The organism is Caulobacter sp. LjRoot300 (assembly GCF_964253875.1).
Classification (GTDB): Bacteria; Pseudomonadota; Alphaproteobacteria; order Caulobacterales; family Caulobacteraceae; genus Caulobacter.
This window is the reverse complement of sequence record NZ_CAXUSA020000001.1, coordinates 559,079-573,682: the sequence shown is the minus strand read 5'-3', so window position 1 is coordinate 573,682 and position 14,604 is coordinate 559,079. Positions and strand designations below refer to the sequence as shown.

Annotated in this window: 10 protein-coding genes and 1 tRNA gene; 6 read left to right on the top strand and 5 right to left on the bottom strand. The window is 69.5% G+C overall.

The window, feature by feature from the left end:
- Window positions 1–2: 2 nt before the first annotated feature.
- The gene (gene hfsE, locus ACSQ2G_RS02605) at window positions 3–1,517 is read right to left on the bottom strand and encodes a polysaccharide biosynthesis protein HfsE (RefSeq protein WP_436028030.1); all 1,515 of its coding nucleotides are present in this window, start codon (window positions 1,515–1,517) and stop codon (window positions 3–5) included.
- Window positions 1,518–1,648: 131 nt separating this feature from the next.
- Between hfsE and ACSQ2G_RS02600 the strand changes: the two genes are divergently transcribed.
- A tRNA-Ser gene (locus ACSQ2G_RS02600) sits at window positions 1,649–1,739 on the top strand.
- 55 nt (window positions 1,740–1,794) lie between these two features.
- On the opposite strand, the gene ACSQ2G_RS02595 is transcribed toward ACSQ2G_RS02600, so the two are convergent.
- Entirely contained in the window at window positions 1,795–2,424 is a 630-nt protein-coding gene (locus ACSQ2G_RS02595) for a LysE/ArgO family amino acid transporter (protein WP_436028028.1), read from the bottom strand.
- A gap of 69 nt (window positions 2,425–2,493) precedes the next feature.
- On the opposite strand from ACSQ2G_RS02595, the gene ACSQ2G_RS02590 reads away from it, so the two are divergent.
- Window positions 2,494–3,396: a LysR family transcriptional regulator ArgP gene (locus tag ACSQ2G_RS02590; protein ID WP_436028026.1), complete on the top strand. Its 903-nt coding sequence runs from the start codon at window positions 2,494–2,496 to the stop codon at window positions 3,394–3,396.
- 13 nt (window positions 3,397–3,409) lie between these two features.
- Here ACSQ2G_RS02590 and ACSQ2G_RS02585 read toward each other — a convergent pair whose 3' ends face one another.
- Both ACSQ2G_RS02585 and ACSQ2G_RS02580 read right to left on the bottom strand, forming a co-directional pair.
- A complete protein-coding gene (locus ACSQ2G_RS02585) occupies window positions 3,410–4,618 on the bottom strand; it encodes a sensor histidine kinase (protein WP_436028024.1) in 1,209 nt (402 codons plus the stop codon).
- Window positions 4,608–5,165, bottom strand: a complete 558-nt coding sequence (locus ACSQ2G_RS02580; protein ID WP_436028022.1) for a response regulator — start codon at window positions 5,163–5,165, stop codon at window positions 4,608–4,610. The genes ACSQ2G_RS02585 and ACSQ2G_RS02580 overlap by 11 nt, the downstream gene beginning before the upstream one ends.
- 117 nt (window positions 5,166–5,282) lie before the next feature.
- On the opposite strand from ACSQ2G_RS02580, the gene ACSQ2G_RS02575 reads away from it, so the two are divergent.
- Genes ACSQ2G_RS02575 through ACSQ2G_RS02565 form a run of 3 tightly spaced genes read left to right on the top strand, consistent with a single transcriptional unit; the run spans window position 5,283 to window position 9,726 of the window.
- Window positions 5,283–6,584 carry an efflux RND transporter periplasmic adaptor subunit gene (locus ACSQ2G_RS02575; RefSeq protein WP_436028020.1) on the top strand — a complete coding sequence of 434 codons (1,302 nt, stop codon included), beginning with the start codon at window positions 5,283–5,285 and terminating at the stop codon, window positions 6,582–6,584.
- Window positions 6,581–7,267, top strand: coding sequence for an ABC transporter ATP-binding protein (locus tag ACSQ2G_RS02570; protein ID WP_436028018.1), 687 nt, complete (start codon window positions 6,581–6,583; stop codon window positions 7,265–7,267). Before ACSQ2G_RS02575 ends, ACSQ2G_RS02570 begins: the two co-directional genes overlap by 4 nt.
- Window positions 7,268–7,275: 8 nt before the next feature.
- On the top strand, window positions 7,276–9,726 hold the full coding sequence (locus tag ACSQ2G_RS02565) for an ABC transporter permease (protein ID WP_436028016.1): 2,451 nt from the start codon (window positions 7,276–7,278) through the stop codon (window positions 9,724–9,726).
- Here ACSQ2G_RS02565 and ACSQ2G_RS02560 read toward each other — a convergent pair.
- A complete protein-coding gene (locus ACSQ2G_RS02560) occupies window positions 9,723–11,192 on the bottom strand; it encodes a glycoside hydrolase (protein WP_436028014.1) in 1,470 nt (489 codons plus the stop codon). The two genes, ACSQ2G_RS02565 and ACSQ2G_RS02560, sit on opposite strands and share 4 nt — an antisense overlap.
- Window positions 11,193–11,746: 554 nt before the next feature.
- Between ACSQ2G_RS02560 and ACSQ2G_RS02555 the strand changes: the two genes are divergently transcribed.
- On the top strand, window positions 11,747–14,554 hold the full coding sequence (locus ACSQ2G_RS02555; RefSeq protein WP_436028012.1) for a TonB-dependent receptor: 2,808 nt from the start codon (window positions 11,747–11,749) through the stop codon (window positions 14,552–14,554).
- Window positions 14,555–14,604: the final 50 nt, after the last annotated feature.

Genomic DNA, 14,604 nt, shown 5'->3' with positions numbered 1-14,604 from the left:
CCTCAGCGCACCGCCGACCGGTCCCCGAGCAGGCAGGGGATGGTCATGGCGATGATGTAGAGGTCCAGCCAGAATGACTGGCGCTCGATATATTCGATGTCCAGGGCCACGCGCTCCTGCACCTGCTCGGCGGTGTCGACCGGGCCGCGCGAGCCGTTGATCGCCGCCCAGCCGGTGACCCCAGGCTTCATGCGATGGCGATGGGCGTAGCGGGCGACCAGCGTCTCCGATTCCACGTCGCCGCTCTTCATGCCGATGGCGTGGGGGCGGGGACCGACCATCGACATCTCGCCGCGCAGCACGTTGAACAGCTGCGGCAGTTCGTCGAGGCTGGTCTTGCGGATGAACTTGCCCACCTTGGTGACGCGGTCGTCGTCGGCGGTGACCTGGCGGGCGGCCTTGGCGTCGGCGGCCTCGTGGCGCATCGAGCGGAACTTCCAGACCCGAATGGCCTCGTTGTTGAAGCCGTGGCGGCGCTGGCGGAAGAACACCGGGCCGGGGGTGTCCAGCTTGATGGCCAGAGCGACCAGCAGCATCACCGGCGCGGCGACCAGCAGGCCGGCCGAGCCGATCGCCAGGTCCTGGGCGCGCTTGACGAAGGCGCGGCGGGCGTCGGTGGTCGCGCCCGACAGGTCGACGAAGCGGGCCAGGGAGGCGTTGCGCTGGGCCTCGCGATCCAGATCGACGAACAGGCTGACCGGGTTGGGCAGGACCTCCAGGCGCTCGACCAACTGGGCGACGCGGATCTGGGCCGTGGAGGTCACCGCGATGATCACGCGATCGACATAGGGCATGATGCGGTGGCCGATCAGGGCGTCGGTGTCGCCCAGCACCGGCACGCCCAGCACCTGCGCCGGGGCGCGGTGGGCGCGGTCGTCGAACACGCCCAGCACGTTGACGTCGCTGGTGGCCAGGGCGGCGGTGATGAAGTGCTCGGCGTTGGCGGTCGCGCCCACCACCACGACGTTCGGCGTCAGGCGGCCTTCGCGGCGACCGTGGTCGACGGCGCGCCACCAGGCCAGGTGCAGCCCGGCGGTGGCGACGGCCATGGCCGCGGCCCAGCCGGCCGTCAGGGCGGTGTCCGCCTGGCCGCGTTCGAAGATCAGGCTCGCCAGCGTCACCACCACGGCGACCGCGCCGAAGGCTGCCGATACGCGCAGCGCCTGGCGGCCCAGGGTTTCGCGACGGTCGAAGGTATAGGCCTCCAGCATGTAGAGGGCGGGCAGCAGGGCCAGGGCGCCCAGGACCAGCGGGACATAGACCGCGGGAGCCGGGCGGGCGATGGCGATCGCGGCGGCGGTGATCGCGGCGAAGGCCAGGCCGTCGATTACGCGGAACAGCCGCGACAGGCTGCGCACCTGCATCCGGGCCCGGGTCGGAACCAGCCGGCCGGGGCGGAACGGACCGCGCCGGGCCATGGCCTCGGCCGAGTCGTTTCCGATCACGACACCGGACGCCGCCGAGCCGCCCGTCGCGATGGCCGCCTCGAGTTCCGTATGTGCGATAGCAGACGACATGAAGCTCCGACCCCTTGTAGAACAGGGTTCAACCTAGCCTCGCGGTCTGAGCTTCGCGTTAACGCGGATTTTTCGAGACAGCGCGTTGTCATGCCGCCGCGAACAGGCTATCGAACCGCTCCCTCTCAGGAGGAGACGTGGCCGAGAGGCTGAAGGCACCGCTTTGCTAAAGCGGCATACCCCAAAAGGGTATCGAGGGTTCGAATCCCTCCGTCTCCGCCATCCCCTCGCCATCGCTATTGTCCGCGCGGTTCGGTCCGCCAAGCCGCGCCGCGGCCTAGCCGGCGGCCACGGCGCCGTGGACGAGGCTGGCGGCCAGCGCCAGCATCATGACGCCGATGCCCAGATCCAGGACGCGCCAGGCGGCCGGGCGGGAAAACAGCGGGGCCAGGAACCGCGCGCCTAGGCCCAGCGACGAGAACCAGGTCAGGCTGGCCAGGGCGGCGCCGGCCATGAACAGCGGTCGCTCCATTGGCGGAAGCGCCGCGCCCACCGCGCCCATCAGCATGACGGTGTCGATATAGACGTGCGGGTTGAGGAAGGTGAAGGCGGCGGTTCCGGCCAGGGCGGCGCTCAAGGTCATCGAGGCCTGGTGTTCGACGACCAGGGCCGAGGGACGGGCGGCCCGGCGCAGCGCGGAAACTCCATACCAGCTTAGGAAGGCCGCGCCGCCCAGGCTCAGGGCCAGCGACAGTCCCGGGAGCAAGGCCAGGACCCCGCCCAGGCCGTTGACCCCGGCCACGATCAGCGTGGCGTCGGCGGCCGCGCAGAACAGCACGATCGGCACGACATGCTCGCGCTTCAGGCCCTGGCGGAGGACGAACATGTTCTGGGCGCCGATGGCGATGATCAGGCCGGCGGACAGGGCGAAGCCCTTGAGGAAGGCGGGGAGGAGGGAGGCGGTCATGTCGCCTTTGATGACGGCGGCACGTGATGTAGTATAGCTAAGATTCCTTATGCTGATTAAGGTGTTCTAATGCTCGACTATGCGTCGCTCGCCGCCCTGGCCGCCGTCGTGCGCGAAGGCAGTTTCGACAAGGCCGCCGCCGCGCTGGGGGTGACGCCGTCGGCGGTGTCCCAGCGCGTCAAGGGGCTGGAAGAGCGGGTTGGCGCGACCCTGTTGACGCGAGGCGCTCCGTGCCAGGCGACGCAGATCGGGGCCAAGCTGTGCGCCCATGTCGAGCGGGTCCGGCTGCTCGAAGGCGAGGTCGTCCACGACCTGCCGGGACTGGCCGGCCCGGCGCCGGGACCGCCCACGATCCGGGTCGCGGTCAACGCCGACAGCGTCAGCACCTGGTTTCCCCGGGCCGCGGCGCTGTTCGCCGCGCAGACGGGCGCCATGCTCGACCTAGTCCTCGAGGACGAGGCCCACACCGCCGATCGCCTGCGCTCGGGCGAGGTTCTCGCCGCGGTCACCGCCGATCCCGCGCCGGTTCCGGGCTGCAAGACCTATCCGCTGGGCGTCCTGGACTACGCCGCCGTCGCCAGCCCCGGCTTCATCGCTCGCTTCTTCCCAGGCGGGCTGGACGCCGAGAGCTTGGCGGTCGCGCCGATCCTTCGCTTCGATCGCCGCGACCAACTGCAGGCGCGATGGGCCAGGGAGGCCTGGAGCGCGTCGATCCGGCCGCCCACCCACTGGACGCCCTCCACGCCGGGCATGCTGGACATGACCCTGGCGGGCCTGGGCTGGGCGATGACGCCCGTGGTGCTGGCCGCGCCGCACCTCGCCGCCGGCCGCCTGGTGGAGCTGCCGCCGCGCCTGCGCATCGGCGTGACGCTCTACTGGCAGCGCACGCGGCTGACCGCGCGGTTGCTGGATCACCTGACCCAGGCCGTGAGGTCGACCGGCGCCGACGCCCTGGCCAGGGTCGAAGGCTGACAGCGGCGAACCCTCAGGTCGGAACGGACAGGCGGAATCGCGCGCCGCCGAGCGGGGGATGATCGCTGGGCGCGTCCGGAGGCAGAAGCGCCAGCGCGCCGCCATGGCCCTGGGCGATCTGGCGCGCCAGGCTCAGCCCGACGCCCGATCCCGTCGCCTTGGTGGTGAAGAACGGCAGGCAGACCTGGTCGGCCTGGTTCTGCGGCACGCCCGGCCCGGAATCCTCGACCAGGAACCGGATCTCGGCTTCGACCCGCGCGACGCTCAGGCGGACGCGCGGATCGGGGCGCTCCAGCGCCGCCTCGGCGGCGTTGTTGAGCAGGTTGCCGATCGCCAACCACATCTGGTCCGCGTCGATCCGGACCTCGACGGGCGGCGGCGCCGGGCTGTCGAGCGCCACGCCCCGGGCGGCCCACTGCGCCCGGAAGCTCTCCCGCGCCACGTCCAGCCAGGCCGCCAGGTCGACGACGCGGGGCGAGGGCGGCGGAAGGCGGGTCAAGGTCCGGTAGGCGTCGATGAAATCCCGCAGGCCTTCGGTGCGGGCCACCGCCCGTTCGAGCGCCGAAATCGCCTGGCCGGTCGCGGCCGGACCGCCGTCGCGCAGCAGGTCCAGGGCGCTGCGGCTCATGGACGCCACGGGCGTCAGGGCGTTCATCAGCTCATGGTTCAACACCCGCAGCAGGTCGCGCAGCGCCGCGGCTTCGGCGGCGCGGACGTCGGCCGTCATGTCGGTCAGCACGACCAGGTCGGCCTGGCCCGCCTCGTCGACGAGCTCGGCGCGGCTGACGGCGTAACTGGCGTCGCGCCAGCGCAGGGGCGAGGTCAGGTCCGACAGGGGCCGGCCGCCCGTCAGGGCCAGGCGCGCGGCGTCCGACAGCAGGTGCGGGGTGTCGAACGCTCGGCGCGCGGCGCGATTGGCGGCGATGATCCGGTGGTCGCCCGTCCCCAGCAGGATCGGGGAGGGAGTCTGGTCCAGCAAAAGCTCCAGCCGACGGCGGGTCAGCTCGGCCGCGAAACCGCTTCCGGCCTGGACCGGGACCAGCCGCGCGGCCCGCCAGGCGCCGAGCTTCTGGACCAGGTCCACCGCCAGGGCCGCGCCGGCCAGCGCGCAGAGCAGCGCCGTCGCGTACAGCCCGCGCGTCACCGACAGCCAGGCCAGGACGCCGAGCGCGAAGATCGAGGCCTGGGCGAGCAGGCGCAGGGCCAAGGCCTTAGAGCCCATGCTTCTCCATCCTGCGATAGAGGGCCGCGCGGGTCAGGCCCAGGTCCTTGGCCGCCTGCGAGACGTTGAACTGGCGGCGGGTCAACGCCGCCTGGATGAGCGCCTTCTCCGAGCGTTCGAGGTTGAGGTCCTGGGGCGGCAGGTTGGCCGGCACGCGCCGGGGCGTGTCGATGGCGGCGCGCACCGACGCCAGCAGGCGCTCGTTGTTCCACGGCTTGACCACGAAGTCCTGGGCGCCCAGCCGCATGGCCTGCACGGCGATAGCCATGCCCGAATGACCGGTGACCACGACCACCGGCAGGTCCTGCCGGGTCGCCAGGCGCCTTTGCAGGAACGCCAGCCCCGCCTCACCCGAGGTGTCGCCCCGCCGGAAGTTGAGGTCCAGCAGCAGGACGTCGACGGCGTCGTGGTCGAGGCGCTCGTGGGCGGCCTCCGGCGTCTCCGACCCCACGAAATCGAACCCGCCGCGCACCAGGATCAGCTCGGCCGAGGCCAGGATGTCCCGATCGTCGTCGAGAAAAAGCGCGCACGGACGGCGGTCGGTCATGTTCGGAATCGGACACATTGGCGATGTCATCAGCGCCGAGAATCCCGTGTAATGCGCCATAAGTCAAATAAAACCAGAGGCTTATTGGAATTGCACGACCTGTATTAGCCTGTAAGCATGAGCAGGCTCGCCTCGACTTCCCCAACCAGCGCCGGCGGCATGGATCGCCGCGTCGAACGGCGGTGGCGGATGACCCCCGCGCAGCGCTGGGCGGCCGGCGTCGCCGCCTTGGCCGCCGCCGGGCTGCTGGCCTGGGCGTTTTCGCCCCGGGCCGGCACGGTCGATGTCGACGCGGCGGGCCTTTCGTTCGGCACGGTGATCCGCGCCCCTTACCTGGACTACGCGCCGCTGCGCGCCGAGGTCGCGCCCGCCCAGACCACCTTCATCGCCGCTGAAACCGCCGGCCGGGTCGAGGCCGTCCTGGCCGCCGACGGGGACCTGGTCGCGGCCGGACAGGAACTGGCCCGCCTGTCCAATCCGCAACTGAGCCTGGAGGTGACCTCGCGCGAGGCCGACATCGCCGCGCGGCTCAGCGAGAACACCGGCCGGCTGATGAGCCTCAAGGGCGCCGAGGAGAACCGGGAACAGGCCCTGGCCGACACCGCCCACGCCCTGAGCCGGGCCCGCCAGGACCTGGACCGGCGGCAGATCCTGCTGGCCAAGGCGATGCTGAGCCCCTCGGCCGTGCAGCCCTATCTCGAGGAGGTCGACTACCAGAAGGACCGCCTGGCCACCTTGAAGGCGGCGCAGCGTTCGGATGCGGCCTTTTACGCCGAGCAGCGCGCCCAGGCGGCCCGCAGCGCCCAGGACCTGCGCCGCAGCCTCGAAGAGACCCGCGCCGGCCGTTCGGCCCTGGTGGTTCGCGCGCCGACGGCCGGCCGGCTCACCGCGTTCGACCTCAAGCCCGGCCAGGCCGTGCGGATGGGGGATCCGCTGGGCCAGGTCGACGCCGAGGGCGCCTACAAGCTGCGCGCCAAGCTGGACGAATTCTACCTGCCGCGGTTGTCGGCGGGACAGAGCGCCACGGCGACGGTCCGCGATCGTCCCGTCTCGGCGCGGGTGACGAAGGTGTTTCCACAGATCGCCGAAGGGCGGGCGACCCTGGAGCTGGCGTTCGAAGGCGTCGCGCCCCAGGGGCTTCGGCGAGGCGAGGCCATCGATCTGCGCCTGTCGCTCGGACGACCCCAGGCCGCCGTCGTCGCGCCGTCGGGCGGATGGCTGAACGACACCGGCGGGGCCTGGGCCTTCGTGCTGTCGGCCGACGGCGCGCGGGCCGAGCGGCGGGCGATCGTGCTGGGACGGCGCAACCCCGAGCAGGCCGAGGTGCTGAGCGGCCTCAAGCCGGGCGAGCGCATCGTCACCGCCGGCGCGCAGGACGTCGCCAAGGCGAAGATTCTCCGAATCCGATCGAAGGGATGACCATGATCGAACTGCAGTCCATTTCGCGCCTCTATCGGTCGGACGAGATCGAGACCGCCGCGCTCCACGGGATCTCCCTGTCGATCCGGCGCGGGGAATTCGCGGCGGTGATGGGGCCGTCGGGGTGCGGCAAGTCCACCCTGCTGAACATTCTCGGCGTGGTCGATCGCCCGACCTCGGGTCAGTACCTGTTCGAGGGCGTGGACCTGGCCAAGCGCGGCGAGGGCGCCCTGGCCCAGCACCGCGCCCGCCACCTGGGCTTCATCTTCCAGAGCTTCAACCTGGTCGACGACCTGACCATCGCCGAGAACATCGAGCTGGGCCTGATCTATCGCAAGGGCCTGGCGGGATCGCGCCGGGCGCTGGTCGAGGCGGCCATGGACCGGGTCGGCATCGGCCATCGCGCCCGGCATTTTCCCCACCAGCTTTCGGGCGGACAGCAGCAGCGGGCGGCCATAGCGCGCGCCATCGTCGGCGACCCCGACCTGATCCTGGCCGACGAGCCCACCGGCAATCTCGACACCGAGAACGGCGCCCAGGTGATGGACATCCTCAAGGGTCTGAACGCGGCCGGCGCCACCATCGTCATGGTCACCCACTCGCCCAGCCACGCCGACCAGGCCAACCGGCGCATCGACATGCTGGACGGCCGGCTGGTGGCTTCCGTCGCTCAGGCCTTGTGAGGCGCGCCATGCTGCAGTCCATCCTGACCGCCTTCTGGCGATCCTTCACCCGGCGCCCGCTCTACGCCGCGCTCAACCTGCTGGGCCTCAGCCTCGGCGTGGCGACCTTCGTCACGCTCAGCCTGCTGCACCGTTTCGAGACCGGCTACGACAGCTGGACGCCGGAGCGAGACAAGATCTACGCCGCCGGCATCGCCTTCAACGTCCCGGGCATCACGCCGGGCGCGCGGGTCGGGGCCATGGGCGGGCTGCTGGAGGAGATGAAAGTCGACTATCCGCAGGTGCGCGGCGTGCGGGACTGGGGTCAGGCAGCGGTGATCCACAGGGGCGCGACGGTTTCGGGCGAACAGATCGAGCTGGTCGACGCCGACTTCCTGGTCTTCTTCCAGGTCCCGCTGGTCGCCGGCGACCGCGCCTCGGCCTTGCGGGATCCGGCGAGCCTGGTGCTGTCGGAAACCATGGCCCGCAAGTATTTCGGCGCCGTCGACGTCGTCGGCCGCCGTCTTGAGATCAGCGATCTGGCTGGCCGAAACGCCTACACCGTCACCGCGGTGCTCAAGGACCTGCCCAAGAACAGCAATCTGAAGCTGGATTTTGTTCGCCTGCTCACGCCGCGCGACAGCGCGTTGGAGAGCTCTTGGCACGGCTGGGGCGGCCTTGTTCTGCAGACCTATTTCAAGTTCGACGATCCCGCAGCGGTCTCCGCCCTGGAGGCGCAACTGCCGGCCTTCGTCGATCGCCGGGTGGGCAAGTCGTTCGGCGACGCCGTCACGCCGCACGAGGTGCTGAGGCTAAGCTTCGTGCCGCTGGGCGACGTTCATCTGGTCGACCCCAAGCAACGCGCCGCGATCGAGACCCTGAGACTGGTCGGCTGGGTGGCCTTGGGCTTGGCCCTGATCAACTACGTGAACCTGGCGACCGCCCGGGCGGGACTGAGGGCTCGGGAAGTGGCCGTGCGCAAGGCCCTTGGCGCCGGGGCCGCCGTCCTGCGCCTGCAGTTCCTGGGCGAGGCGGCCCTGACCATCGCCCTGGCCTTCCTGATCGGCCTGGCGGCGGTCGAGCTGGCGCTGCCGCTGATCAACGCCGCCGGAGGGCTGTCGCTGGGCCTGGACTATCGCGCGGACGGCGCGTGGGTGGCGGGGGTCTTCGCCCTGGTGCTGGCGGTCGGCTTGGCGGCCGCGATCTATCCGGCCTTCATGCTCTCGGCCTATCAGCCGGCCCAGGTCCTGGCGTCGAGCCGCACGCCGTCGGGCGGCCGGTTCGGGGCGCGGCTGAGGGAGGGGCTGATCATGGTCCAGTTCGCCGCCGTAGTCGCCGCCTTCGTGCTGATGCTCGGCTTTCTGGGCCAGGTCCATCACATGCAGAGCCTGGATTTCGGGTTCCGGCGCGACGGCCTCTATCTGGTCACCGCCACGCGCGGCGTCGGCGTCACGCCGCAACAGCGCCAGGCCTTCTGGAGCGCCGCCCAGCGGATTCCGGGTGTGAGCGGTGTAACAGCCAGCACGACGGCCCCGGCCGACGACGCCATGTACATCAATTCGACGGCCATACGGCTGGACCGCCCCGCGGGTCCCGAACTCCTGCCGACGCTTAGTTGGTCCGGGGTTGGTCCGGACTATTTCCAGACGCTGGGGATCCGTCTGGTCGCCGGGCGGTTGCTCGACCTCGCCCATGGCGGTGACGAACAGTACGTGCCCAATGCGGGGCCCGAGACCGTGACCAACGCCGTGATCAGCCGCGGGGCGGTGCGCCAGCTGGGCTACGCCTCGCCCGAGGCGGCCCTGGACAAGCTGATCGATTTCAACAAGCGGAAAACCCGCATCGTCGGTGTCGTGGAGGACGCCCGCTTCTACAGTCCCACCGAAAAGACGCCGGCCAAGCTCTATACGTTCAACGGCTATCCCGCCTGGTGGCCGGCGGGCTGGCCGATCACGCTGGTGCGCTATTCGGGCCTGAGCGAGGCCGAGGTTCGCGCGCGCCTGGAGGCCGCCTGGCGCCAGGCGGCGCCGGACGTCCCGTTCGAGGGCAAGACCGCCCTGACCAATCTGGACCGCTACTACAAGCCCCAGCGCGACCGCACCAACCTGTTCAGTCTGGGCGCCATGGTGGGGGCGGGGATCGGCTGCATCGGGCTCTACGGCCTGGCGGCGTTCAACGCCTCGCGGCGGACGCGGGAGATTGGCGTGCGCAAGGTGCTGGGGGCGACCCGCGCCCAGGTGGCCCGGCTGCTGGTCAGCCAGTTCCTGCGTCCGGTGGCCGTCGCCTGCCTGCTCGCCTGGCCCCTTGCCTACTGGATGCTGCGGCGCTGGCTGTCGCAGTTCGACGACCCCGTCGCCGTCGGTCCGCTGATCTTCATCGCCGGCGCGACGGCGGCGATCGCCATCGGCCTGGCGGCGGTCGGAGGCCTGGCGTGGTCCGCGGCCTCGGCTGAGCCGGGCAGGGCGCTACGGCACGACTAACCGCGCCGCAGGACCAGGGTGACGATCGAGCGGGGCGGGGCGACGGTTCCGGCGATCGGCTGCAACCGCCGCGTCGCATCGGTGACGACCATCCGGCTCGACCAGCCCGCCAGCGGCGTGGCCAGGTCGCGCGGGGTGATCCCGCCGTTGACATGCACCAGCACCAGCTCGGCCCCGTCGGGCGACAGGGCGCCGACCGTGTCCAGGTCGTCGACGGGGGTCAGCCGGTAGCCGGGCCGGATGTAGCGGCTGAAGTGCGCCATGGCGTGGTACTTGGCCGTGACATGGATCGCGTGCGGTCCCTGGGGAGGGCCGCGCAGGTCGGCCTTGACCAGGCCCCAGTTCGAGCCGGGCTTGCCCTCGCGCGTGCTCAGGTCCTCGACCGCCTGCCAGAAGACCCAGGCCGACGGCTCCAGCCGCTTGAGGTCCATGACCACGTGTTCGGCCAGGGCCAGCGGCGAGCCCATGCCGTCGAAGGTCTCGGGCTCCTTATCCAGGGGCGTGTCGTTCTCCGACATCCACAGCCGGATCCCCGAGGCCGCGGCGATGTCGCGAACGCCGGTCTGGTTGACGACGCCGTAGCTGTGGACGTTCAACTGGCCGATCGCCGCGCGGGCTGCGGGCGGATAGGCCTCCCAGTCGGCCAGGAACAGGTGCGAATTGGTCTCGTCGGGCGCGCTGACCACCGTCTTCAGGCCCCGGGCGCGGAGCGCGGCGGCCGAGGCGACGATCATGGCGGCCTGGCGGGCGGGCGACCAGTGGGCGCCCTCCTGGGTGTTGGCCGCGAACCAATAGTCGGTGTTGGGCTCGTTGACCGGGGACAGGGTCCGGAAGGTAATCCCGTGGCGCCGCTGGAGCTCGTCGACGACGCGGGCGAGATAGGCGGCGAACAGCGGCTCCAGGCCCGGCCGCAGGTTGTCGTCCGTTCCCTTGAGGGCGCCCGACACCTTGCCGCTGACGGTCATGAACCAGGGCGGCGAGTTGGAGAAGGCCTCCAGGATCGGCTGGTCCACGCGGGCCTTGATCGCGTCCAGCCACCAGCGCTGGTTGGCGTCGGCCGACCAGTCCCACATCGACTCGTCCTCGGCGCGCCACCAGTCCTGGCCCTCGGCGCCGGCCGGCTGCCGCCAGAAGCCGGGGACCGCCGCGCCGGTCCGCAGGTGGGGCGGGTCGCCCGGCCTGGCGCCGCCGCCGATATTGTAGCGCCCGATCGTCCAGCCCAGGCCGCCCGGACCATAGAACAGGTCGGCCAGCCGCCGGCGTTCGGCGTCGGGCCAGCCGCCGGTGACGTTGGCGAACCAGGCCAGGGCCGTGCCCCAGCCTTCGAACGCCGGCCCCGCGCGGTCGAGGGCCGGGCGCAGGGTGATCCTGACCGCCGGCGTCGACGCGGGCGGGGCGGCCAGGGCCCTGGGGCTGATCGCCAGTCCGGCCAGAAGGCCGAAGATCCCGCGTCGCGACAACGCCATGAAGCCCTCGTGTTCTTATAAAAGTTTCGGCGCCAAATTTGTATGACAATTGATACGTCGCGACAACCCGGACCGCCTGACAAAACCAGCCGTCCTGCGCTCTCTCGCGTCCGGAGCGATGGCGCGATTCGGGGCTGGCCTGGGCGCCTTGGGCGCGGTCAGGGTGCGAAATGCGGTGGGACGGTTGTGCGCGAAACCTCGGACGTGAAGGCGGCCGAATCCCTGGTCGTCGAGCACGGTTCGCCGCTAAAGTCCTGTTTTCCCTAACAAGCTTGACCATTCAGGTCCGGCCCTCGATCGACCGGCGGCCATCGATCGCGCGGATCGGCCCTTCCGATCGGGGTGGCGCGCCGATGGCTTCGCCAGGAAAGCCGCGCCTGATGGCGTCACGCGTCCTGCGGAACTCCTGTTCCAGGCTGTAGGTCGCACAAAAATATCATTTACAGGTCTGGCTGGATAAAATCGTACTTGTCGTACAAATGAGAGCGGCATATGTCTGACATGAAATCACGCCGTACGAGAGCGTGACGAATCGAAACCAGGAGGATGACGAGATGAGGGGTGTTCAGTTCAGGCTGATGGTGAGCGCGTCGGTGGCGGCCCTGGGGGTCTGCGCGACGGCCGGCTCGGCCACGGCCCAGACGGCAGGGTCAACGGCCCAGGCGCCGGCCGACACGGCCGCCGTTTCCGAGATCGTCGTCACCGGGGTGCGCGCCAGCCTGCGGTCGGCCCAGGCGATCAAGCGCAACGCCGACCAGGTCGTCGATTCGATTCAGGCCCAGGACATCGGCAAGTTGCCCGACGCCAACACCACCGAGGCCCTGCAGCGCGTGACCGGCGTCCAGATCCAGCGCCGCTACGGCGAAGGCGCGACCGACTTCGACCACCGCACCCAGCCGGCGATCGCCGTGCGCGGCCTGACCCAGGTGCAGAACTTCCTCGACGGGCGCGCGGTCTATTCGGCGTCCGGCGGCCGGGCCTTCGACCTCGAAGGCGTGCCGCCCGAACTGCTGGCTGGCATCGATGTCTACAAGAACGCGCCCGCCAACATCATCGAAGGCGGCGTCGGCGGGGCCGTGAACCTGCGCACCCGGCTGCCGTTCGATTCGCCCAAGCGGGTCCTCAGCGCCACCTTCCGCGGCAACTATTACGATCGGGTCCGGAAGAACGGCGGCTCGATCTCGGGCCTCTACAGCGACCGTTTCGACACCTCGATCGGCGAGATCGGCGTTCTGGTCAACGCCGTCCTGAGCAAGAGCCGCTATCGCCAGGACGGTTTCCTGGCTGGCCCGTTCGACACGGTTCAACCCGGTTCGATCGCCAATGCGCCGGCCAACGCCCAGGTGCCCTACGGCTTCGAGATCTATGACGACACCGGCGACCGCAAGCGCCTGGGCATCGCCGCGGCGGTGCAGTGGCGGCCCAGCGACAATCTGCTGCTGACCGCGCAGTACCAGCGGACAAAATACTGGTTCAATCGAACCGGCGCCTACTACTACGACTTCAATAACCGCTCCAACAAGAAGGATGCGGCCGGAAATGTTATTGAGTACGGTACGGACCCGCTGCCCGGCGCGAGCTTTGCGTTCAACGATGAAGGCTATGCGACCAAGGGTTCGTTGCAGAACCAGACCTTCGAGACCGGACGGTTCGACCAGCAGCTGTGGAGCCAGAGTCAGAATTTCACGCTAAACGCCGCCTGGACGCCGACCGAGCGCTTCAAGGCCAATTTCGACGCCCAGTACCTGAAGTCCTACTACGACGCCGACCGCAACGGCCACGTGCTGTCGCTCTACAGCCAGTCGGGCCAGACGGGGCTGACCGCGCCCCACAAGTCGATCGTCGATTTCGACCTGACCGGAAAATATCCCCGGTGGGAGGTGCGCGACGCCTCGGTTCTGAACAATCCGGCCAACTATACCACGCCCTTCATCGCCGACTCGCTGCAGCGGAACGACGCCGACACCTTCTCTCTGGCGGGCGACGTCGAGTACGACCTGGAAGGCGGCTTCTTCGACAAGCTGCGCGGCGGCGCGCGGTATTCCGACAACAGCATCGACCTGCGGGGCACCTGGCACGGCGTCTGCATCACGGCCCTGGGCCCGGACGCGAGCTGTTCGGCTCCAAACGGCACGCCGCTGGTGCCGCTGTCGGCCCATCCGGAACTGTCGATGCCGGGTCCGTCGATGCACTGGTTCGACGGCAACACCGTCAAGGGCGGGATTCTCTATCCAGCCTTCCCCACGGGCGACGGCGTCTGGGCCCAGACCAAGGCGCTCTACGCCCTGTTCGGCGCCCAAACCAAGGACGCCTTCACGCCGAGCGATCTCAACAGCCAGACCGAGAAAACCTATACCGGCTGGGCGATCGCGGATTATGCCAGCGAAGTGGCCGGCGTGCAGATCGACGGCGGCCTAGGCGTGCGGGTGATCAAGACCGAGGCCACCTCTAAGGGCACCCAGTTCAACAACGACGGCACCAGCGCGCCGATCGACGTGGACAACAGCTATACGCGCGTCCTGCCCAGCTTCAACCTGCGCGCCAAGCTGACCGACACGCTGCAGGCGCGTTTCGCCTTCTCCAAGGGCTTGGCGCGCCCGAATTTCGACCAGCTTTCGACCAACCTGACGCTCAACAACCCCAACCAGGTCAATCCAAAGACAGGCCATCCCAGCGCCAGCTCGGGCAATCCGATGCTGCGTCCCATCGAGTCCGACAACTACGACCTGACGGCCGAGTGGTACTTCAACGATACGGGCTCACTGACCGCCGGCGTTTTCTACAAGAAGGTCGATGGTTTCTTGGCCGGCGGCACCGTTGAAGGCACCTATAATGGCAAGATCTACGACGTCAGCACCGTGGTGAACACGGGCAAGGGAACCGTGAAAGGCTTGGAACTGGGCTATCAGCAGTTCTTCGACTTCCTGCCCGGACTTCTGAGCGGGCTGGGCGTCCAGGCCAACTACACCTATGTCGACAGCAGTGTGACCAACCCGTTCTTCTCGGCCGGGTCGGATTCGTCCGAGCAACTGCCGCTCGAGAAGCTGTCGAAGAACAGCTACAACCTGATCGGTCTCTACCAGAAGGGGCCGGTGTCCGGGCGCCTGGCCTACAACTGGCGCTCCAGCTATCTGGACCAGACCTCCGGCAGCGGCGCGAACGGCCAGGCGCAATACGCCAAGCCCTACGCCTCGCTGGATGCGTCGCTCAGCGTCGACATCAACGACCACGTGGCGTTCTCGGTGGATGCTGTGAACCTGAACAACCGCATGAACGTGCTCTACATCGGCACGCCCGCCGCGCCGCTGCAGTACCAGCTCAACGACCGCCGCTTCGGCGTCGCCCTGCGCATCACCTACTGACCTCCCCTGCTAGCCGACGTGGCGCGCGGCGCGCCACGTCGGCGCTTTTT